This is a genomic window from Clostridium sp. 1001270J_160509_D11 (assembly GCF_015667935.1).
Taxonomy (GTDB): Bacteria; Bacillota; Clostridia; order Peptostreptococcales; family Peptostreptococcaceae; genus Intestinibacter.
On the sequence record NZ_JADPET010000031.1, the window covers coordinates 1 to 22,630 of the forward strand.

The 22,630-nt window shown below is 27.7% G+C and carries 23 protein-coding genes; 5 read left to right on the forward strand and 18 right to left on the reverse strand.

What is annotated here, in order from left to right; genetic code table 11:
• Nucleotides 1-906 (reverse strand): sugar-binding domain-containing protein (locus I4U58_RS04755; protein ID WP_330644019.1); only part of this gene is annotated, 906 nt, incomplete at its 3' end.
• A 259-nt stretch (nucleotides 907-1,165) separates the two neighbouring features.
• On the opposite strand from I4U58_RS04755, the gene I4U58_RS04760 reads away from it, so the two are divergent.
• The gene (locus I4U58_RS04760) at nucleotides 1,166-2,389 is read left to right on the forward strand and encodes an AraC family transcriptional regulator (RefSeq protein ID WP_195929896.1); all 1,224 of its coding nucleotides are present in this window, start codon (nucleotides 1,166-1,168) and stop codon (nucleotides 2,387-2,389) included.
• A gap of 113 nt (nucleotides 2,390-2,502) precedes the next feature.
• Here the strand turns inward: I4U58_RS04760 and I4U58_RS04765 are convergent, their stop codons facing one another.
• Nucleotides 2,503-2,913 (reverse strand): hypothetical protein, encoded by a 411-nt coding sequence (locus tag I4U58_RS04765; RefSeq protein WP_195929897.1) that lies wholly within the window; start codon nucleotides 2,911-2,913, stop codon nucleotides 2,503-2,505.
• Nucleotides 2,914-3,162: 249 nt separating this feature from the next.
• On the opposite strand from I4U58_RS04765, the gene I4U58_RS04770 reads away from it, so the two are divergent.
• Together I4U58_RS04770 and I4U58_RS04775 are read left to right on the forward strand one after the other, a co-directional pair.
• Complete coding sequence (locus tag I4U58_RS04770) at nucleotides 3,163-4,902, forward strand: ABC-F family ATP-binding cassette domain-containing protein (RefSeq protein WP_195929898.1); 1,740 nt, start codon at nucleotides 3,163-3,165, stop codon at nucleotides 4,900-4,902.
• Between the two features lie 191 nt (nucleotides 4,903-5,093).
• Nucleotides 5,094-5,705: an acetate uptake transporter gene (locus I4U58_RS04775; protein WP_195929899.1), complete on the forward strand. Its 612-nt coding sequence runs from the start codon at nucleotides 5,094-5,096 to the stop codon at nucleotides 5,703-5,705.
• Between the two features lie 80 nt (nucleotides 5,706-5,785).
• Here I4U58_RS04775 and rlmH read toward each other — a convergent pair whose 3' ends face one another.
• The 4 genes from rlmH to I4U58_RS04795 form a co-directional block, all read right to left on the reverse strand.
• The gene (rlmH, locus tag I4U58_RS04780) at nucleotides 5,786-6,265 is read right to left on the reverse strand and encodes a 23S rRNA (pseudouridine(1915)-N(3))-methyltransferase RlmH (protein ID WP_195929900.1); all 480 of its coding nucleotides are present in this window, start codon (nucleotides 6,263-6,265) and stop codon (nucleotides 5,786-5,788) included.
• Nucleotides 6,266-6,606: 341 nt separating this feature from the next.
• Nucleotides 6,607-7,632: a low specificity L-threonine aldolase gene (locus I4U58_RS04785; RefSeq protein ID WP_195929901.1), complete on the reverse strand. Its 1,026-nt coding sequence runs from the start codon at nucleotides 7,630-7,632 to the stop codon at nucleotides 6,607-6,609.
• Nucleotides 7,633-7,671: 39 nt separating this feature from the next.
• A complete protein-coding gene (locus I4U58_RS04790; protein WP_195929902.1) occupies nucleotides 7,672-8,463 on the reverse strand; it encodes an MBL fold metallo-hydrolase in 792 nt (263 codons plus the stop codon).
• 124 nt (nucleotides 8,464-8,587) lie between these two features.
• A complete protein-coding gene (locus tag I4U58_RS04795; protein WP_243269560.1) occupies nucleotides 8,588-9,943 on the reverse strand; it encodes a M1 family metallopeptidase in 1,356 nt (451 codons plus the stop codon).
• 206 nt (nucleotides 9,944-10,149) lie between these two features.
• Here I4U58_RS04795 and I4U58_RS04800 point away from each other — a divergent pair, with 206 nt between their 5' ends.
• Together I4U58_RS04800 and I4U58_RS04805 are read left to right on the forward strand one after the other, a co-directional pair.
• Nucleotides 10,150-11,271, forward strand: a complete 1,122-nt coding sequence (locus I4U58_RS04800; protein WP_195929904.1) for a DnaD domain protein — start codon at nucleotides 10,150-10,152, stop codon at nucleotides 11,269-11,271.
• Between the two features lie 12 nt (nucleotides 11,272-11,283).
• On the forward strand, nucleotides 11,284-12,276 hold the full coding sequence (locus I4U58_RS04805; RefSeq protein WP_195929905.1) for an ATP-binding protein: 993 nt from the start codon (nucleotides 11,284-11,286) through the stop codon (nucleotides 12,274-12,276).
• A 78-nt stretch (nucleotides 12,277-12,354) separates the two neighbouring features.
• On the opposite strand, the gene I4U58_RS04810 is transcribed toward I4U58_RS04805, so the two are convergent.
• The 12 genes from I4U58_RS04810 to I4U58_RS04865 all read right to left on the reverse strand — a co-directional run bounded on the left by I4U58_RS04810 (nucleotide 12,355) and on the right by I4U58_RS04865 (nucleotide 22,505).
• Complete coding sequence (locus I4U58_RS04810) at nucleotides 12,355-13,650, reverse strand: adenylosuccinate synthase (protein ID WP_195929906.1); 1,296 nt, start codon at nucleotides 13,648-13,650, stop codon at nucleotides 12,355-12,357.
• A 248-nt stretch (nucleotides 13,651-13,898) separates the two neighbouring features.
• The gene (gene dnaB, locus I4U58_RS04815) at nucleotides 13,899-15,227 is read right to left on the reverse strand and encodes a replicative DNA helicase (RefSeq protein WP_195929907.1); all 1,329 of its coding nucleotides are present in this window, start codon (nucleotides 15,225-15,227) and stop codon (nucleotides 13,899-13,901) included.
• A gap of 23 nt (nucleotides 15,228-15,250) precedes the next feature.
• Nucleotides 15,251-15,697, reverse strand: coding sequence for a 50S ribosomal protein L9 (gene rplI, locus I4U58_RS04820; RefSeq protein ID WP_195929908.1), 447 nt, complete (start codon nucleotides 15,695-15,697; stop codon nucleotides 15,251-15,253).
• Nucleotides 15,694-17,694, reverse strand: coding sequence for a DHH family phosphoesterase (locus I4U58_RS04825; protein ID WP_195929909.1), 2,001 nt, complete (start codon nucleotides 17,692-17,694; stop codon nucleotides 15,694-15,696). Before I4U58_RS04825 ends, rplI begins: the two co-directional genes overlap by 4 nt.
• Nucleotides 17,695-17,704: 10 nt before the next feature.
• Entirely contained in the window at nucleotides 17,705-18,679 is a 975-nt protein-coding gene (locus I4U58_RS04830; RefSeq protein WP_195929910.1) for a DUF2232 domain-containing protein, read from the reverse strand.
• A gap of 7 nt (nucleotides 18,680-18,686) precedes the next feature.
• A complete protein-coding gene (locus I4U58_RS04835) occupies nucleotides 18,687-19,007 on the reverse strand; it encodes a MazG-like family protein (RefSeq protein WP_195929911.1) in 321 nt (106 codons plus the stop codon).
• A 366-nt stretch (nucleotides 19,008-19,373) separates the two neighbouring features.
• On the reverse strand, nucleotides 19,374-19,601 hold the full coding sequence (rpsR, locus tag I4U58_RS04840) for a 30S ribosomal protein S18 (protein ID WP_007285221.1): 228 nt from the start codon (nucleotides 19,599-19,601) through the stop codon (nucleotides 19,374-19,376).
• Nucleotides 19,602-19,622: 21 nt separating this feature from the next.
• Nucleotides 19,623-20,075, reverse strand: a complete 453-nt coding sequence (ssb, locus tag I4U58_RS04845) for a single-stranded DNA-binding protein (RefSeq protein ID WP_195929912.1) — start codon at nucleotides 20,073-20,075, stop codon at nucleotides 19,623-19,625.
• A 39-nt stretch (nucleotides 20,076-20,114) separates the two neighbouring features.
• Nucleotides 20,115-20,393, reverse strand: a complete 279-nt coding sequence (rpsF, locus tag I4U58_RS04850; RefSeq protein WP_195929913.1) for a 30S ribosomal protein S6 — start codon at nucleotides 20,391-20,393, stop codon at nucleotides 20,115-20,117.
• 179 nt (nucleotides 20,394-20,572) lie between these two features.
• Nucleotides 20,573-20,764, reverse strand: coding sequence for a DUF951 domain-containing protein (locus I4U58_RS04855; RefSeq protein ID WP_195929914.1), 192 nt, complete (start codon nucleotides 20,762-20,764; stop codon nucleotides 20,573-20,575).
• Nucleotides 20,765-20,779: 15 nt separating this feature from the next.
• Nucleotides 20,780-21,040, reverse strand: coding sequence for a DUF3343 domain-containing protein (locus tag I4U58_RS04860; protein ID WP_195929915.1), 261 nt, complete (start codon nucleotides 21,038-21,040; stop codon nucleotides 20,780-20,782).
• Nucleotides 21,041-21,212: 172 nt separating this feature from the next.
• Nucleotides 21,213-22,505 (reverse strand): helix-turn-helix transcriptional regulator, encoded by a 1,293-nt coding sequence (locus tag I4U58_RS04865; RefSeq protein ID WP_195929916.1) that lies wholly within the window; start codon nucleotides 22,503-22,505, stop codon nucleotides 21,213-21,215.
• Between the last annotated feature and the right edge of the window lie 125 nt (nucleotides 22,506-22,630).

Sequence of the window (22,630 nt, forward strand, 5' to 3'; positions counted from 1 at the left end):
CATATCTTCGTCGTGATGTTCTTTAAGTAATGCATTACCTACTCCCCATCTATCTTGGTGACGAGATACACCTCTTAGTGGATATTCTTCTCCATTTAATATAAATCCGTTTTCTGGATGTATTTCAAAAGTACGGCACCCAAATCTTGTGCTTACATTGTCTAAAACTTCATCTTCTGATTTTAAATAAACTTCTGCAGTATAAAGATATGGATCTTTTCTACCATGCCATAAATGTACGTTTTCTATTTCTAAAGATGCTACAGTTTGTGAAGCAAGTGTTTCTTGCTCTACAACAACATTTCCTTCTGCATCTTTTAATGTATATATTAATTTTTGATTTTCTTTTACATTTTTAACGAATACTTCAACTTCAACTTTAGCATTTTCGCCTACTACTTCTGGAGTTACTTTTATACCAGGTGCCCCATAGTATTCTAAATCAAAGTGTGATTCATTTACTGCTATTATATTTACATTACGATAAAGTCCACCGTAGAATGTAAAGTCTGCATTTTGTGGATATACTCTATCATTTGCAGAGTTATCTAATTCGAACACAAATAAATTTTTATCTTCTAATACATCTGTTATATCAACTCTCCAAGTTGAATAACCTCCATCATGGTTAGCTAATTTTTTACCATTTACATATAATATTGCTGAAGAATTTGCTCCTTGTATTTCTAAGAAATATCTATCAGCCTTTGGTAAATCCATTTTTTCAAGTTCTTTCGCATAGAAAGCAGTTCCTCTATAAAGGTCATTTCCACCATCTTGTCCATCTATATTGTTCCAAGTATGAGGTAGGTTAACCCAATTCCATCTTTCAGGCATTGTAGTTGGTGCTTCTACAGCTTCTTTAGAAAATCCCCATTTAGTATTAAAATTATATATTTGTCTCATATATATTTCCCCCTTATTTTTATCTCAAAACAAAATACATATTCTAATTTCATTGAAGTTATAATACATATTTTTATATTGCAAGTACTTACTGCAATATATTTAACACATGTTTTGAATTTGTTATTTTTTATAACGATATGTTAATTGTATCACAAAAAAATGTTTTCATAATGCTCGAATACGATTATAATATTCACATATACGTTTTTTCAAAATTTTTTATTATATATTATATAACTATAAAGGAGATTGTTTTATGCAAACAGATATTTTAGATTTTACAATAAAATTATTATCAAAATGTATTCCTGTGAAAGTACGTAAATTAAAAAAATCAACATTAGAATCACTTCGTACAGAAGGATATTCTGATTTTTCATCAATGATAAATTATCATCTTACAAAATGTTTAAAAATTTACCTTAATCAATGCGGAAGTTCGGTAATTACAAATATAACTACACCATTTAATACTCAGTATTACACACTATGCATCTCAGAAAATCGTGATGAACATCTTATGATTGGTCCATTTTTAGAAAATCCTATTACAGGTAATTTAGTTTATGAAATTATAAGCAATTTACAACTCAGCTTAGATTATGCTGCAAAACTAAAACTATATTATCAGTCAGTTCCTTCTATAGATTCTGCTGAGATATTTGAAATTTTATATACTATTAATGAATATATTACTAAAAGTTCTATTCCACCCAAAATAAATAATTTAGACTTAAGTATTTTGTCTAAACAAGATTCAAGCTATGATATTTTTACAGAAGAGATGAATCGAACTTCTATGTATAAAATACTTGAGGAAAGATACATATCAGAAGGGAAACTTTTATCTTATATTACAAAAGGGGATTTAAATCGTGCACAAGCCCATCTTGAAAAATATAGTTCAAGCCTAAGTGATATTAATAACGCATCTGATTCAATAAGAGATACAAAAAATTTATTATTAAGTGGTAATACTTTATTCCGTAAAGCCTCACATATGGGCGGTGTTCCTCCTATATATTTAGATGAGTTATCAAGAAAATGGGCAAAAAAAATAGAACATGCACCATCTTTTGAAACATTAAATAATTTCCCTCAAGAAATGGTCCGTTCTTATTGTTTATTGACAAAAAAACATTCACTATCCCAATTTTCTCCTACTGTAAAAGCTACTTTTACTTTTATAAATTTGAACCTATCATCAAACCTCTCTGTTAAGAAAGTTGCCAATGAAATAGGTTTATCTCCTGATCACCTTACAAGATTATTTAAAAAAGAAACTGGGTTTAATATTATTACATTTATTAATAAAAAACGAATTGATACTTCTCTTGAATTATTAAAAACTACGGACTTGTCCATAGCCGAAATAGGAGATTTGATTGGACTTAATAATACATCTTATTTTTATACATTATTTAAAAAGGAAACAGGTATGTCTCCAAAACAGTATCGAGATAGTTTAAGTTCAAAATAAAAAATGTTACTATTGTATAGAATCAAATTTATACAATAATTAAAATTAATAATTATAATAGAAAAGGGCTTTTTAAGCCCTTATTTATGATCTTAAAACATATCAATAATTTTTTAATCAAATGGTTGTTCTTCTAATACCCATGGTAATTCAATATTTGTTACTTGTGCAATAAAGTATGGTTTTGACATACCTGTATTAACATAAATATGTGCATCAGTATCATGTCTATATAATGTTATAACTGCATCTTCATCATATAATACAGTCTTATCTTCAAATAATTCGCCTTTAACTAAATAGTAACTTTCGTAAATACGCTTATCTCCTTTTTCATTCCAACAAAAATCTATTATTTCTAATGGATAATCTACATTAATACCTAGCTCAGCTAATACCTTTGTTGCTTTTGGATATTCTTTTTCAAAAGTTTTTAAATAATTTTTGCAATACATACACTGACAATGTTCATTATATGTATCTAAATACGAATTGGTCGCTTCTACATCAACATTATATTTCAACTTAATTTCCTCCTTAATTTGTCTTTGTACGATCTATATATTTTGTATCTTATCATTAATTCTAATATTTACAATATTAATTTACAATATCATTATATATGTCAATAAATATAAACTACTCACTCTACTAAAAATCCAATTTTAAATAATTGAAATTAGTTATAAAAAATGTTATTCTATCAAAAGTAAATTCGCCAAAAGACCGTTAAAATATGGCGATTTTTTTAAATAGTAAAGAGAGGTAATTATATGATAAAATTTGAAAAATTATCGTACTCATTCCCACAAAGGGACTTATATAATAATGTTTCATTTACATTAGAAGAAGGTCAACATTGTGCTTTTATAGGTGCAAGTGGTAGTGGAAAAAGTACACTTATAGATATAATCATGGATCCAGAAAAATACTTATTTGATGGTAAGTTAGAAATGGAGCCAAACTTAAAAATCGGATACGTAAGCCAATTCACTCAAAGAGACAAAGCAAATGATATAACTGTTTTTGAGTATATTGCAGAAGAATTTATAAAACTTGAAAATGAAATAGCCACTCTTTGTGCTGAGATGGGAACTACTGACGATATAGAAACTGTATTAGAAAAATATCAAGAAGCTTTAGATGCATTTGATGCAATCGATGGTGATAATTATGAAAATAATATCAACAAGAAATTAAATATAGCTGACTTCGGTAATCACAGAGATAGAATGATTTCTGAACTTAGTGGTGGAGAATTTAAACTTATCCAAGTAATAAAAGAAATGCTTAATAACCCAGATTTAATAATTATGGATGAACCTGATGTATTCTTAGACTTTGAAAATCTTAATGCATTAAAAAACTTAATTAATTCTCATAAAAAAACTATCTTAGTAATTACACATAATAGATATTTATTAAACCATTGCTTCAATAAAATTATTCATCTTGAAAATACTGAACTTCAAGAATTTGATGGAAGATATATTGACTATAACTTCTCTCTTCTTCAAACTAAAATTGAATTACAAGAGATGGCAATGGCTGATGAAGAAGAAATCGCTAGAAATGAAGCATTAATCGAAGTATTAAGAGAAAAAGCAACTTATAATGCAGATGCTTCTAGAGGTAGAGCATTAAAAGCTAGAGTTAAAATTCAAGAAAGATTAGAAGCAAATAGAATCAAACATCCATTTGTAGATATAAAACAACCTTACATTAACTTAGAAACTAATAATGAAATTGAAGAAACTATAGCCTTAAAAACATCTGATTTTGGTATTTCATTTGATGAAACACTTTTAGAAAATGTTAACTTTGAAATAAAATCTACTGATAAAGTAGCTATAGTTGGTACAAACGGCGTTGGAAAAACTACTTTATTAAGACAAATATTCAAAAATAATAATGAATCTATTAAAATAGATGAAAATATTAAATTAGCATATTTATCTCAAATGCAAAGTGAAGTAGTAAACGAATCTAACACAATACTTCAAGAATTCTATGATGTTGGTTTTGAAACTTATGGTGAAATAAGAAGATATCTTGGAAGATATGGATTTGATTCAGATATTCTTACACAAAAAATAGATTCTTTATCTGGTGGAGAAAAAAATATCCTTCAACTAGCTAAAGTTTCTGCTAGTAAAGCAAATATGTTACTAATGGATGAACCTACAAGCCACTTAGATATTTATTCGCAAATGGCTTTAGAAAAAGCTATCCAAAATTATAAAGGTGCTATATTAATGGTTTCTCATGATTACCATTTCATAGTTAACTGTGCAGATTATGTTCTTCTTATTGAAGATAAAACAGTAAGAAAAGTAAGCATGCGTAAATTTAGAAAAATGATTTATGCTAATCACTTTGACAAAGACTATCTACAAATTGAAGAAAAGAAAAAATCTCTTGAAATGCAAATTGCTTATGCATTAAAAGATACTGATTTTGAGCGTGCAAGAACTCTATCTGAGAAATTAGAAGAAATAATTAAATCACTTTAAATACTATCCCCTTATGATTTATTAATTTAAAAATCATAAGGGGTATTTTTATATATTTATTAAAAAAATATATGCTCCAATTATTAACTATTTTATATTTTTTGTATACCTAAATCAATTTTTTTGGTATTATATATAGGTATGTGTATACAAAGTACATTAATTAATATATTTTTATAGGAGGTTTCACGATGAATAACGAAACAAAAGTTAAAGTTGTAACTGCTGATCCTTCAGCATTAGGACTTTTCGGATTAGCAATAATAACATTAGTAGCTTCATCTCAAAAACTTGGATTAACTAATGGTGTATCTCTAGTTTTCCCATGGGCTATATTCTTAGGAGCAAGTGCTCAATTAATGGCATCAATAAATGATTTCAAACACAACAATACATTCGGTGCAACTGCATTCGGTGCTTATGCATTCTTCTGGTATGCAGTAGGATTCACTTGGTTAATGCAAAACGGTGTGTTCGGAGAAAAATTAGCTGCTGCTTGTGATACAAAACAATTAGGATTCGCTTACTTAGGATACCTAATATTCACTATATTCATGACTATAGGAGCTATGGAAACTCATAAAGTATTATTCACTATATTTGTTCTTATAGACTTCTTATTCATAGGATTAACATTAACTTCATTCGGAATAATGGAGCATGCAACTCATATGTTAGCTGCTTACTCTGAATTAGCTATAGCTATAGTTTCATTCTATGGATGTGGTGCTGCAGTATTAAATACTCACTTCGGAAGAGTATTCTTACCAGTTGGTAAACCATTTGGAATATTTAAAAAATAATAATTTTTATATATAGAAGACCGTCACCAAGTAAATAAAAATTTACTTGATGACGGTCATTTTTATATAAACACGCTCCGTTACTTATGATACGGTTCTCCATTATTTATTCTATAAGCTCTATAGACTTGCTCTAATAAAATTAATCTCATTAATTGATGTGGGAATGTCATTTTTGAGAAAGATAACTTATAATCTGCTCTTGATAAAACTTCATCTGAAAGACCTAACGAACCACCAATTACGAAAGTTATGTTACTTACACCCCTTACACCTAATTTATTTATAGTCTGTGCAAGTTCTTCTGATGATAAATTTTTTCCATCTATTGCAAGAGCTATAACATAGCTATTATCTTTTATCTTAGATAGAATTTTCTTCCCTTCTTTTTCTTTTATAATTAACATTTCTTTATCACTTAGATTTTCTGGAGCTTTTTCATCCTCTAGCTCTATTATTTCTAATTTGCAATATTTAGATAATCTTTTTTTGAATTCATCTATACCTAATTTCAAATATTTTTCTTTAATTTTTCCGACGCATACTATATTTATTCTCATATAATCTATACTACTTTATATAAGTAGCATTTCCTCCTTTATATATTATCGTTCCTTTTTTATTAAATGTTAAAATGCTTTATTCTACATTTAAATAATCCTATTTGATTATATTATACCAATTTGCTTTTGTATATATTTTAAAATACAAGATTTATTGCAATAGTTAGAAATAAACAAAAATTCACATACTTATCCACATATCCACAGTTGATAATTAGAAAACAGTGGATAAATATTTATTTTACTAACTATTTTTATAATTTTAAACCTATAATGTATAAATTTAGCATTAAAAAATCCGCCAAATATAGTGGCGGACGATTTTTTTAATATTTTATTTATAATAATGCAATTAATGATTCAACATCTTCTCTTTTTGTAGCCCAGCTTGTTGCAAATCTGACTACTGTATGTGAATCATTGTATTTTTCCCAAAAACTAAATCTAACGTATTTTGATAGTTCATTCATTTTACTATTTTCTAATATGATAAATTGCTGGTTTGTAGGTGAATCTAAGTAAAACTTATATCCTTTATCAGCTAGTCCTTTTTTTAATAGTTCTGCCATATATATTGCATTTTTTGCTATATCAAAATAAAGATTATCTGTAAATAATGCATCAAATTGAACACCTAATAATCTTCCTTTTGCAAGTAAAGCACCATGTTGTTTTACCATTGTTGTAAAGTGTTTCGGCATATTATTTTTAGTAAATACTACTGCTTCTCCACATAATGCTCCAATTTTTGTTCCACCTATATAAAAAATATCACAGTATTTTGCTATGGTTTTGATATCTACATCAGTTTCCTTTGCCATTACTCCATAGCCTAATCTAGCACCATCTAAAAATAATGGTAATTCAAATTCTCTACAAATCGTAGATATTTTTTCTAATTCATCTTTTGTATATAATGTTCCATATTCTGTTGGATGTGATATATAAACCATTCCCGGAAATACCATATGTTCATGGTTTCCATCATTAAAAAATGTTTCTAAAAAATCTTTTAACTCTGTTGCATCTATTTTTCCATTATGTTGTGGAACTGTTAAAACTTTATGTCCTGTATATTCTATAGCTCCTGCTTCATGCACGCTGACATGTCCAGTTTCCGCTGATACAACTCCTTCATATGGTTTTAATGTTGTATCTATAATTATTTGATTTGTTTGTGTTCCACCAACTAAAAAATAAACTTCTGCATTTTCGCATCCACAAGCTTTTTTAATTTTTTCTTTTGCTTTTTCACAATATTCATCACTTCCATATCCAGAAAGTTTCTCATAATTAGTTTTTATTAATGCTTCTAAAACTTTATCATGTGCCCCTTCTGAATAATCATTTTCAAAATATAACATATATATTTCCCCCTTAATTAAATTTGTCTATTCATATTTCTATAGTTCATAAACCTTTGAAACTTTATCTCTTGATAATACATCTAATATTAAATCTTTTCCTATTATCATGTTATTTTTAGTTAAAACATTTTTTGATGTTGCATATGCTAACTCAGGAAAATTATTTTCTTTGCTTAAATGCGCTAATAGTATTGATTCCGTTCCTCCCTCTACTAGCTCTGTACAAAAACTTGCAGCTTCTTCATTTGATAAATGACCGCCTTCAGACATTACCCTCTTTTTAAGTGCGTATGAATAACTTCCCATCATAAGCATATTAGGATCATAATTTGATTCTAACACTACTAATTTTGAACCTTTTACATTTTTTCTTATATTTTCAGTTATATATCCTATATCAGTTGCTATAGACATTTTTTCTTTTTCTGAATAGATATTATATCCCACTGCATCTTCCGAGTCATGTGGTATTGAAAAAGGTCTTATCTTTAAATCTCCTAAAACATAAGTTTTATCATTATCAAAAACCACCATATTTTCTTCTTTTATATTTCCGATTTTATCTTTCATTGAACACCATGTTTTTAAATTTGCATATATAGGTATGTCTAATTTTCTAGACATAATTCCTGCACCTTTTATATGGTCAGAATGTTCATGAGTTATAAATATTCCACGTATTTTTTCTATATCAAAATCAGCTTGTTGTATTCCTGATGTTATTGTTTTTCCTGCTAGTCCTGCATCTACTAAAATTCCCGTATCTTTATAAGTTACAACATGGCAATTCCCACTACTTCCACTTCCAATTGAACAATATTTTAACACCTTACCGCTCCTCTCTATCTTAACTTCTACATAATATTATACCAAAAAAATAGAGTGTGAGACGTTTTTCCACACCCTATTTAAAGATTACCTCATTATTTATATCTTAAACATTATATATATCTTAACTACATTTATCAACTATCTTATTTATATCCACCCCTTTATCCTTCCATAATTTCATAAATTGTTCTCCATTAACATTTTGGAACATATAACTCTGACAGTATTCTTGTAATGTTTCAAAGAAAATCTTATCTCCAACTTCTTTTCTTATTTCATTAAAAACTACTGCACCTTTTGTATATACATTTAAACTATATTCTGATGAGCTACCAAATTCATTAATTGCTTTAAACATATCTTCTCCTCTATAATTTTCACTTTGAACTTTCATAGTCTTCATCAATTTATCACTTACGTCTTTACCATATCTGCTTTCAAAATATAAAATAGTAGAATATTCCGTAAGCGCTTCATCAAGCCATGGTTCACTTACTTCATCATTTCCAACTATGCTATACCACCATTGATGTGCTGTTTCATGCGCAATTACATACTCTAGCAAGAACTTACTATCTTCATCATATAAATTTTTGTCTATCATTACTAAAGTCGGATATTCCATTCCTCCTATAAAGAAATCACTCGCTACTACTGAATATGTATCGTATGGATATTCTGTAAACAACTCGCTAAATACTTTTATTGATTCTTTTGCAATTTTATTTGCCTCAACTGCTAAATCTTTGTCTAAACTATATGTAATAATAGAAGTTTTTCCATAAACACTTTTATTTATTATAAATTTATCACTTAATATCATTGCAAAATCTCTTACTTTTTTAGCTTGTAACTTACAAAGTTTTTTATCTTTATCTTTCTTTTCTTCTATTATTGAACCTGTACTAGCAATTTCATATTTGTTTGGAACTAAAATATTAACTGTAAAATTACTTGTATCACTATAAAATGGGTCTCCTATTGCTGAGTAACTTCCTAAATTCCATCCTTTTTCATCATAAACACATGCTATTGGAAACCAGTTAGTTATATTTATCGTATCATCACCATATCCAAAACGACCTAAGCAATTAGGTAATTTCACATTATATTTCATATCGATAGAACATTTCTCACCCTTTTTTAACTCTTTATCTAATTGGATTTCTAAAATATCTTTTTTATCTCCTGTTATATTGTATTTTAATTTTTTATTACTATTTAAAATGTTTAATATGTCTATGTATCCCCTATTAAAACCATTTGGGTAAGCTTGTTCCATTTCTTCCTTTTCAAAAGGGCATGTTTCGCTATCCGAAAAAGCATTTGGATAGATATGCATATACAACTTGTCTAAAGTTTTGCCAGTATTATTTACATATGTAATATTTTGATTACACTCAATTATCTTATCTTTATCATTAAATACAACATCAATTATGTAATTATTTATTTGTTTGTCATCTACTATTTGCATAGTATCATTCTCTGTCTTATGATTAATAAGAAAAAATACCCCTATAGCACAGAGTATAATAAGTATAACTAAGGCTATCTTTCTCCTTTTCTTATTAAAGTTTATAACCATTTTATTTCCCCTCCCATTTTACATGCATATTTTTTTTTTTTAGTTCAAAGATAAAACTATAATGTCTTATGTTATAATTTATCTGAGGTGATGAAATGTTTTTTAAAGAAGTTAATAAAAAAGATTCTGGAGATACTATAATCTCTAATATCTTCATAGATATATTTATGCCTATGGCTAATGGATTATACGTACAAGTTTATCTTTTAGGCTATCGACAAGCATGTGATTCTAAGGCCAATCCAAATTTTAATAATATTTCATTGGCTAAAAATTTAGGGGTTCCCTTATCAGATGTAATCAATGCTTGGAAGTATTGGGAACAACAAAAACTAGTAAAAATACATAAAAATGATGTTGAAGATGACTTTGATTTTTCAATTGAATTTGTAAATTTAAGAGATTTTTATATGAATAATATTGATAATAATAAAACTGTTGCCCCAGTCAAATCAGATACTGATAAACTGTTAGAAGCTAGAAATAACCCTAGCATTGTCAGAATGTTTAATTCTATAAACAAGATAATAGGAAGACCTTTAGTTCCAAGTGAAAATATGAAAATATTAGAGCTTATTAATGAATATAATTTAACTCCTGACTTAGTAGTATATGCATACGAATATAGTAAGGAGCAAAAAAACGGCAACCCTAAACCTTTAATTTATGTTGAAAGCGTACTTAGAAATTGGTATGATGCAAATATAATTTCTGTTGAAGATGCTAAAAATAGTTTTACAGCTAGAAAAGATAGATATTCTATTTATCGTAGTATATTAAATCAACTTGGTTTCTCTAATAGACAACCAACAGATTCAGAAAAAGAAATTATAGATATCTGGATTGATAAATACAATTTTAGTCAAGAATTAATATCATATGCATGTTCTAAGAGTATAAATACTCCAAATCCGTCTATATCTTATATAAATGGTATAATGGAAAATTGGTACTCTAAAGATATAACGACTATAGAAGATGTTGAAAAAGAAGAAGCTGAATTTAAAGCTAGTAAACAAAAAGAAAAAGAAGAAAATCAAAAGAAAAAAGAAACTAAAACTTATAATTACAACAACAATACTAACTATAGTAAAGATAGAGCTCCAAAGGTAGTTACTAGATATCACAATAGTTTTAATGAGCACTTCAGAAAATATTCTGAAGATGAGTTAGAAGCAAAATTACTCAAAGTTCAAAATTCAAAAAAAGCAAAGTAGGTGATTAATTAATTGAAAGACTCAGCAGTAAGAGAAATTCTTTTTTCGTATCAAAAGAAAAGAGATAAGGCAGAATATGAATTTGAAGAAAGAAAAAAGAGAATATATAACAAGTTTCCGGAAATAGAAAAAATCGACGATGAAATAACTAATGTTGGACTAAAAATGATGAGATTAGTTTTATCTACTTCTCCTGATAAAGAAAATTTATTGGCTAAGTGTAGAGAAGATATAAACTCGTTAAAAGAAGAAAAACAAAACTTCTTAAAAATGCATAATATCCCTGAACATGATTTAGAAATTCAATATGAATGTCCTATATGCGAAGATACTGGATTTTTAAAAAACGGAGAAAAATGCAATTGTTTTAAACAAGCTCTTATAAATGAATATTATAAAATGTCCAATATATCAAGAAACTTCAAAACACAAAACTTTAATACATTAGATCTTTCTCTATTTTCAGATGATATAATACCAGAACTAAATATATCATCAAAACAAAATATACTTGAAATATCAGCAATATGTGAAATGTTTGTGCAGAATTTCACTAAAGATAATGAAGAAAATCTATTATTCTATGGAGATACAGGTTTAGGAAAAACCTTTATGTCAAATTGCATTGCAAAAGCATTATTAGACAAAGGATTTACGGTTATATATCAAACATCATTTAAAATGTTTGAAATTATAGAAGAATACAAATTCCATAATATAAATAATTCTATATCAAAAGAAAACTACAATAATTTATTTGAATGTGATTTATTAATAATCGACGACCTTGGTACTGAGCTTACTAATACTTTTACAGTCAGTGAATTATTTATGATATTAAATACTAGACTTTTAAATAAAAAGAAAACTATAATATCAACTAATTTCTCCCTTGGAAAATTAGCTGAAACTTATACAGAAAGAATCTCATCTAGAATTTTTGATAAATTTACATTAGTTAAATTTGTTGGAAAAGATTTAAGATGGGAAAGTAAATTTGATTAAAAAAAGGATGTACCATTTAGATTCTAATCTAATGATACATCCTTTTTATTTTATATTAATGCTTAAATAATTTAGATATTATTTATCGAATACATTTTTTCTTATTATAGTTTGAGCTCTGTTTGGTCCAACTGAAACTAAGTCTACGTTAACACCTATTAACTCTTCTATTCTTGTTATATATTTTTTAGCGTTTTCTGGAAGATCTTCGTATTTTTCAACTTTAGTTATATCTTCTGTCCAACCTGGCATTGTTTCATAAACAGGTTCACATTTAGCTAATTGTTCTAATGAAGCTGGGAAGTTTTCTAATATTTCATCTCCACATTTGTAAGCTGTACATACTTGTATTTCTTCGAATCCAGTTAATACATCTAATAACATGAATGCTATACTAGTTAAACCGTTTGTTCTAGCTGCATATTTAACAACAACAGCATCGAACCATCCACATCTTCTTGATCTACCTGTTACTGTACCGAATTCATGACCTTTTATTCTTATTTGGTCACCTATTTCGTTTAATTGTTCAGTAACGAATGGCCCTTCACCAACTCTTGTAGTATAAGCTTTAACTATACCAACAACGTCTTTTATCATGTTTGGACCTACACCAGCACCAACTGCGAATCCACCTGATGTTGGGTGAGAAGAAGTAACGAATGGGTATGTTCCTAAATCTAAGTCTAGTAAAGTACCTTGTGCTCCTTCAAATAAAACTTTTTTACCAGCTTTTATTGCATCATAAACTATTACAGTTGTATCAGCAACAAATGGTCTTAATTTTTCTGCGTATTCCATGAATTCAGCATATATTTCATCGTAGTTGAACATATCTGCTTCTTTATCATATACACCTTTAACTATTTTATTTTTTGCATCTACTTGACCTTTTAATTTTTTAGCAAATACTTCTTTATCCATTAAGTCGCATATTCTTATACCAGATCTTTCAGTTTTATCCATATAGCAAGGACCTATACCTCTTTTAGTAGTTCCTATTTTGTTATCGCCTCTTGCTTCTTCTGCTAAACCATCAAGTTCTTTGTGGTATGGGAATATTATGTGAGCTCTATCACTTACTTTTATATTCTTTGTATCTATGCCGTTTTCTTGTAACATTTCAAGTTCTTCAAAGAATCCTTTTGGATCAAATACTATACCGTTTCCTATAACATTTATAGTGTTTGGATTTAATATCCCAGATGGTATTAATCTTAATGCGAATTTTTTCCCATCTACAACTATAGTATGCCCAGCGTTATTTCCACCTTGAGCTCTTATTACTACATCTGCTTGAGTAGCTAAGAAATCTATTACTTTACCTTTTCCTTCGTCTCCCCATTGAGAGCCTACTATTGCTACTGTTTTCATACGTTCACCTCTATATAAATTATTATTAATTTTCGAACACTTACGTCTATTAGTTTATCAAACATTCGATTTTATTGCAACTTTATTTAAAAGAGAAATAATTTAATTTGTATTTGTTGATAATTAGAAAATTTATCAACAAAAATTATACACAATTATCAACAGAAGCCTGTGGATATTGTGTATAATTTTTTAGTTTCTTTATTTTAATATTTACAATTTTTATAAATATATATATTTTTTTAGTTTTATTCTTCTCTCATTTTATCGGCAAATTTTTGTATTTCACCAAACCAAACTAGTTCAACTGTTCCAGTTTCTCCATGTCTGTTTTTAGCCACAATAACTTCACCGATATTTTTTCTTTCTGTATCTGGATTATAATATTCGTCCCTATATAAAAACATTACTATATCGGCATCCTGTTCTATAGAACCTGATTCTCTCAAGTCTGAAAGCATCGGTCTATGATCTGCCCTTTGTTCTGGGGCTCTTGATAACTGAGATAATGCAACAACTGGACAATCCAATTCTTTAGCTAATATTTTCAACGATCTAGATATCTTAGCAATTTCTTGTTGTCTACTTTCGTTATGGCCTTCACCTTCCATAAGCTGTAAGTAGTCTATCAATACTAAATCTAATCCCTTTTCTATTTTCAACTTTCTACATTTTGATCTTAATTCAGATATTTTTATACCTGGTGTATCATCTATATGAATTTTCGCTCCCGATAATACTGCCATACCATCTGTTATTCTCGGCCAATCATTGGCAGCTAGTGTTCCGGTCTTGATTTTCTTTAATTCTACACTAGATTGAGCTGCTACCATACGTTGAACAAGCTGTTCCTTCGACATCTCGAGACTAAATACTGCAACTGATGCATCACCTTTTAAGGCTGCATTTTGTACTAAGTTAAGTGCAAATGCTGTTTTACCCATAGCAGGACGTGCCGCTATTAGTAACAAATCCGATCTTTGAAGACCATTTATTTTTTTATTTAAATCTCTAAATCCCGTAGTTAATCCTGTAACATCGCTTTTTTCTTCATATAATTTTTCTAGCATAGAAAGAGTTTCTGTTAAAACTTGATTTATCGGCTGAAAATCATTAGTTGTTCTCTCTTGAGATATATCAAAAATCTTTTTCTCTGCATTTTCTAAAACGTCTTCAACTTTTGTAGAGCTATCATAACCTAAATTTATAATATCATTTGCTGCTGATATTAATTGTCTAGATATAGATTTTTCTTTTACTATATTTATATAGTATTTTATATTAGATGTTGTAGGAACAATCGTCGATAAGCTTGTTATATATGCTATTCCTCCTATATCATCTAAATACCCCTGATCTCTTAGTTCATCTGCTAATGTTATTAAGTCAATTTCAGATTGATTGTTATAAAGTTTCAGCATACATTCATAAATTACTCTATGTGCTTCTTTATAAAAATCTTCTGGTATTAATGTTTCTGAAACACTTATCATAGCATCTTTATCTAGTAATATAGATCCTAATACGGACTGTTCTGCTTCCACACTATGTGGAGGAATTCTTGTATTATCCTCCATTATTTATCACCTCAAGTTCAGGTTTATTTTTCTTTAATGTCTACTCTTATTTTTGTAACAACTTTTTGATGAATTTTTATTTCAACGAATCTAGAACCTAATACTCTTATTGGTTCATTTAAAAGTACTTTTCTTTTATCTACTGTTATACCTTTTTGTTTTTTAAGTTGTTCAGCTATTTCTTTTGCAGTTATAGAACCGAATAATCTTCCGCCTTCTCCTGCTTTTGAATATATTTCTATATTCATTTCTTTCATTTTATCGCCTAATTCAACAGCTTCTTCATACTCTTTTTGAGCTTTTATTTCTGCTGATTTATTTTGTTCTTTTAATTCTTTAACAGCTTGGTTATCTGCTAATTTTGCCATTTTTTTAGGTAGTAAGAAGTTTCTTGCATAACCATCACTTACTTCTTTAACCTCACCTTTTTTTCCTGTGCCTTTAACGTCTTTTAATAATATTACTTTCATTGATTTTCCTCCTCTAAATATTCTTCTATTATCTGATGCACCTTTTTATAAGCTTGATTTAGTGTTACATTTTTAAGTTGAGCACCAGCTATATCTATATGTCCGCCGCCTCCTAGCTTTTCCATGAGTACGTGAACGTTGATTTGTCCTAATGACCTCGCACTTATAAATACTGTGTCATTTTTGTGTCCTAGGATAAAAGAAGCTTCAACATTTTTAATATTTAAAAGTTCATCAGCTGCCTTAGCTATGACCACATTTATATTGCTTATTTCTGATTCAGAATAAGCTATACAAATTCTTTTATTTATTATTTTAGTATTTTTTATAATATCAGCTCTAGCAATAAAATCTTCTACATTTGATTTAAATAACATCTTAGTTTCAACAGTATCTGCACCGATTTTTTTCAAGTATGATGCAGCTTCAAAAGTTCTTACACCTGTCTTAAATGCAAAGAATTTTGTATCTAAGTTAATTCCTGCAAGCAAGCCTTCTGCTGTTAATTTATTTATCTTAACATCTTCTTCTAAATACTGAATAAGTTCTGTTACCATTTCACATGTAGATGATACATATATTTCATGGAATAATAAAACTGTATCTTTTATAAATTCCACACCTCTTCTATGATGGTCTATTACTATTACCTTTTTAGCAATATTTAATAATTCTTGGCATTCTGTATAGCTTGGCCTATGAGTATCCACAACAATTACAACTGTATCTTTGTTGCAGTTTTTTATGGCCTCCTCACATGTTATAAATAGACCTTTGTAATATTCCTGTTTCTTTACTCTCTTAACGAATTCTTCTATAGAATCGTTAACTTGGTCTAATACTATATTGGCTGATTTACCACAAGATTTACATATGTCAAATATACCTACAGCTGCACCCATCGCATCTAAATCTGGATATTTATGTCCCATAATGTATATATTATTACTTTGTGAGATTACTTCTTTAAGTGCATATCCTATTAATCTAGATTTAACTTTTGTAGTTTTTTCTACTGCTTTTGACTTTCCACCATAAAACTCGAATTTGTCTTGAGTTTTAACAACAGCTTGGTCTCCACCTCTACCTAACGCTAAATCTAATGCACCGTTTGCACGTTGCAAATCTTTATATAAAGAATCACCTTCTCTACCAACTCCTATACTTATAGTAACTGGAAGAGTATTCTCACAGTTTATATTTCTTATAGTATCCAATATAGCGAATTTATTTTCTTGTAGTTTTTTTAATTCTTTTTCTCTAGTGAAAAAGACATATTTATCTTTAGATGTTTTTTTGATTGCCCCTTTAAGTTCATTTTCAAAAACAGATGTAAAGATACGTTCCAATTCAACTGTTATTAAAGATCTCTTTTCTTCTGGAGCACTTTTTAAAACTTCATCATATTCATCAACTTGAATTAACATAATTACATTTTTATCATCTTCATATTGTTGTTTTAGTTGTAAATATTCAGTTTTATCCATCCAATATAACATCATTAGATATTTTGCATTGTCATTTTGTTCATTTTTTATAACATTATAAACAACAGTATACTGTCTATCTTTATATTCAACATCAGTATACATTTCTTTATTCTCATTTAAAACTTTTCTTAAATCTAAGTTTGGTATTATATTATCTATATTTTCACCTAATAAATCTGGTGAACCTGTCATTTCATAAAACTTATTGTTATACCAATTTATATTCCCGTCGAATTCTAATATACAAAGAGGAATTGGTAAATTCATTATAGCTTTTTTTGTTGTTTCATCCATATCTAACGACAAATTCTGAATATATTTATTCCATTCCTTTTTTCTAAAATTAGCGATTCTCCAGTTGTGAAAGACTATATATATGAATCCAAAGAAAAATAAGCCTCCTAAGTATAAATTGTAAGCAAGAAGCAGTATACTCATTATCCCTATTATCAATATATAAGCATTTATTTCTGGCATATTTATTTTAAAATTTGGCTTATTCCTCATATTTATCCTCCTATATTAATTCACAACTTTTTACTTTTCTAAAATCGAATATACTATCTACCATTCCTAATATAGAAATTCCCATAATTCCTACTATACTTACAGCTATTATTCCTAATATGAATTTTATTACATGACCTGCTTTAAGCCATTTTTTTGTGAAGAATATAGCCACAGATACTCCTTGTATAAGGAATAATATATAGAATATTAATTCTAAGTTTACTAATATTAAATCTGTATATAATGGGATATTTAATATTTCAATTAACATTATAAGTATATATAAAACAAACGAAGTTAATACAGCATTTCCCGGTAAATAAAATCGAGAAAACTTAATTCCTTTTAGAGTTTCTTTTATATTATTTTTTCTTATTTTCTTTAAGGTGAATATAGCTAAGAAATATGTAAGTATAGCTAATATTATAGCCCTAGAAAATAGTATTAATGGCATAATATTTAACACTGTTTGTATTATTGACTCCTCTGTAATGTTTGGCATTGAAGCCAGATTTGATACAGATTCTTGTATTACACTAATTTGTGTTGATAATTGTGCTTTCATAACAGAAGTGAATTCTTCTAACATATTAATATTAAATAAGTATTTTGATACTAAATAATTTGCAATTAATCCAAGTATAAATGCAATAGTCCCCATAAAAATAGGGTTATATTTATTATCTTCCTTATAGTTTAATATGTTTCTAGTAATTATACCTATTATTATCCCTGGTATAACAAAATTTAGACAAATATCAAAAATATATACCGGGTCAATAAAGAAAATTAGCCCCAAAATTACCATAGCAAAAGATATGAAAATACCTTTAGTGTCTGATAATGCAGCAATTACCACAAACAATGAAGAAACACTAATTGTTAATATACTCAATGCTGGTATATTAACCGCAACTAATATCATTATTATAGTAAATAATGTTATTACTATCGTCTGAGGTAATGTTATTTTTTTATTCAATTTATAATCACTCCCTGTTTTCAATATGATTTTTTAAATTGGTTAAATCTCCATACCATTTTTCTATACTGTGATCTTCTTTTATCCCTAATGAAGTTTTTTCTTTTATTTTATAGTCTATTTCATTAAAACTTATTCCTAGTCTTTTTGCTAAAAGATAAGTTATCATTATAATATTTGCTAATATATCTTGAAGTCCCTCATCCGCTGATCTTACACCTTTGAATAAAACATTAAATAATTCACTAACACTCATTAATAGCTCGTTTTTCATCCATTCTATTAATTTCATGTTTTTTGTAATATCAGTATTCCTATCAATCCTCACAACTTTACCCTCCTTTATATTATTTAACCTTAAAAATAAATTATATAAGTATTTTTAGTAATTAATTATTGTATTTATAATAATTCAATAAACAATATGTAATTACATTCTTATCTTTGCAATTTATTTTTATAATAATCGCAAAATTTAATTTTGAGTATAAATATAAAGTTTTTGTGAATTTGCAACTATCAAATATATAAACATATTATAACACATATATTATTATATCATTTAAAAAATGGTTCTTTAAATGATGTTTTTTCTAGTCGAATTATACTACTTAACAGCAATATTGTATCTTATTTTTGTGAAGTAGTTATTAAAAAAGCCTTCCTTGATATTTCAATGGAAGGCTTACTTTTATTAGTCTAAAGTGTATGGTAAAAGTGCTAAGTTTCTAGCTCTTTTTATTGCCACTGTTAATTCTCTTTGATGTTTTGCACAAGTACCTGATATTCTTCTTGGTAATATTTTACCTCTCTCAGTGATGTACTTTTGTAATCTTTGAGTGTTTTTGTAATCTATTCTAGCGTCTTTTGATGCGCAGAATTGACAAACTCTTCTCTTTTTACGTCTTTTTTTGTTTATCATCTGTGTTATTCCTCCTTTTCCTTAAAATGGTATATCATCGTCATCTATAGCTTGAAAACCATTAGGATCTAATCCTTGAGTTGGCTCAAAGCTTGGTTCAAAACCTGCTTGTGACCCTTGATGACTTTCAACATATGGATTTTCCGATTTTCCTCTATTGCTATCTAAAGCTTGTACGCTTCTTGAACTTACTTTAGTGAAAGTTCTGTTTTCTCCTGATTGAGTTTGATATCTATCTACTCTAAGATTTCCTTGAACTGCAACTAATCTACCTTTTGATATATAGTTTGCGCAGAACTCAGCTGACTTACCTATAACTTCTACAGGTATGAAATCTGTTTCTTTTGTTCCGTCTTTCTTAGTGTATTCTCTATCAATTGCAAGAGTAAATGTAGCAACAGGTGTTCCAGTACCAGGTATATATCTTAGTTCTGGATCCTTTGTTAATCTTCCAATTAAAACTACATGGTTCATAATGCGACCTCCTTATAAATCTATTGGACTAAGCATTAATTATGCAACCACGATCATATGTCTTATTACGTTTTCGTTTATCTTTAAGTTTCTGTCTAATTCTTTTGGAACTTCAACACCAGACTTAAAGTTAACTAATACATAGAAACCTTCTGAGAATTTAGCTATTTGGTAAGCTAATTTCTTATTTCCCCATGTATCAACTTTTTCTACTTCACCATTTGAAGAAATAACGTCTTTTATTTTGTTTAAAACACTTTCTTTTGTTTCATCATCAGAATTTGGTTTTACAACATAAACTAATTCATAATTTTTCATTCTTTTTCACCTCCCTTTGGACTTAACGGCTCTACTTCTTAGAGCAGAGAAATGAGAATTAAATCTCATACTTGTCTATTTTATCACCATTAGATAAATATATCAAGATTTTTTTGTAGTTACTCACTTTTTCTTACAATTCTATTTTTAATCATTTTTTGTATATTTATACTAATATTTTATTCACTTTTTGGAATTACTTTTTTCGTTCTTTTTTCTAGTGTTGGTCTATCTAGCATGATAAGCCTTCCACAATTTTTACATTTTATTTTAATATCCATTCCAACTCTAATTATTTCAAATTCTTTACAACCGCAAGCATGTTGTTTTTTTAGTTCAACAGTATCTCCTATATTAAGATTTAATGGCATATGATATTCCCCCTCTTAATTAATTTCTTCTACTTGTTTTTTTCCATCTTGCTTATATATTTTGTATATTCCTTTGTATTCAATTTGATTTTGATTAATAATTTCTTTTATATTATCTATATCTTCTATTGCAAATGCTATAGACATACCACAACTTTGAGTGATTTCTCTTGGTGTAGGTAAAACTGTATAATCCATTTCATTTTTACCAAAAAGCTTATCACATTTTATAGCTTGATGTGTAGAATTAAATGATATTATATACATTTCATTCATAGTGCTTTAGTTGCTAAAATTCCTTTATTTTAGCATACTCCTTTCTTAATTAATTTTTCATAATCATATTATCATATATTTTTTTATTTTTCACTCAATATTCTGAATTATATTCGTATCTTATATAAATTACAAAAACTAGACTCAATGAGTCTAGCTTTTTTGTTTATTATTATATTATTTCTAAATCTTTAAATATAGTTATACCCTTTTGGTAACATTCTAATTCTTTTTCTTTTGATATTCCTGAGTATAATTGACCTAGTTCTATATATAAGTTTCCTAAGATTTTCTCTTCGTCTAATTTAGAAACTATTTCTATACATTTTATAAGGTATTCTATAGATATATCAGTTTCTCCTTTGTATTTATATACATCACAATAGTATTTTAAAGCTTTATATTCATCATATTTACTTTTATTTTTTATTGCTGCTGCTAGTGCCAATTTAGAATATTTCTTAGCCATTTCAAAATCGTCTGCATCTATATACGATTGGATAATGTTATATAAACTATTCATCATGTATTCATCTGTATCATTTTTCTTTATGTCATATACTTTCTCTGAATACTCTAAGAATTTTTCATTATCTCCCATCTCTGCATAAATACTTCCGACTGTTAAGTATATTTGAGCTAACTTATCTTTATTTTCTTCTTTTTCTATTATTTTTAAAGCCTTAGCAAAATAATCTTTTGATTTTACATATTCTCCTTCAGCTAATAGTTTTTTAGCTTTTAAAACTAATAGTTCTATTTCTTGTTCTGGCGAATAATCATTATCTATATTACCTATCTTTTCAATAAATTCTAGTGATTTTTCACTATCATTTAGTTTCATATAACATTTAGATATTTTGCTGTATAGTTCTTTGTATGTATCTGGATCATCTATATTAATTTCTTCTAATATATCTTTAGCAAAATAATAATTTGTTAAAGATACTTGATAGAATTCTTCATCAAAGTATATATTTGCTATATTCATATAGCATTGGAATATTCTCTTTTTATCATCATTTTTTATAAAATAGAATAATGCTTTCTCAAAGTAAAAGTTTGCTGTTGCACCATCTTTTCTTTTTAGATAGATATCTCCTAATAAATAATTACATTTACCATAATTCTCAGAAAGGCCATACTCTTCACATATTTCAATGATTTCGTGTATTTCTTTTTCAGCTTCATCTAACGCATCTCTTTTTATATATATTTCGCTTTGTAAAATCAAATTGTCAGTAATTTTTTTAGATTGCATTTCTTTTGTCTCCAATAGATAATCTATACTGACATCTAGTCGTTCAGATAAGTATTCTAAAAGTTCATAACTTGTATGGGATTTATCCCTTTCTATATGACTTATTTGTGCAGCTGTTATTCTGTCCCCTGCCAATTCCTTTAATGTCATATTTTTTTCTTTTCTGAGCTTTTTTATCTTTTCCCCCAAACTCAATATGTTCATATATCTCACCCACTTTAACATTATTTATTATTACTAATTATAATATAATTATAACTTATACTTACATTAATTACATCACCCTTGATTACATTTTTTTCTAAAAATTCTATTTTTTAATTAGAAAC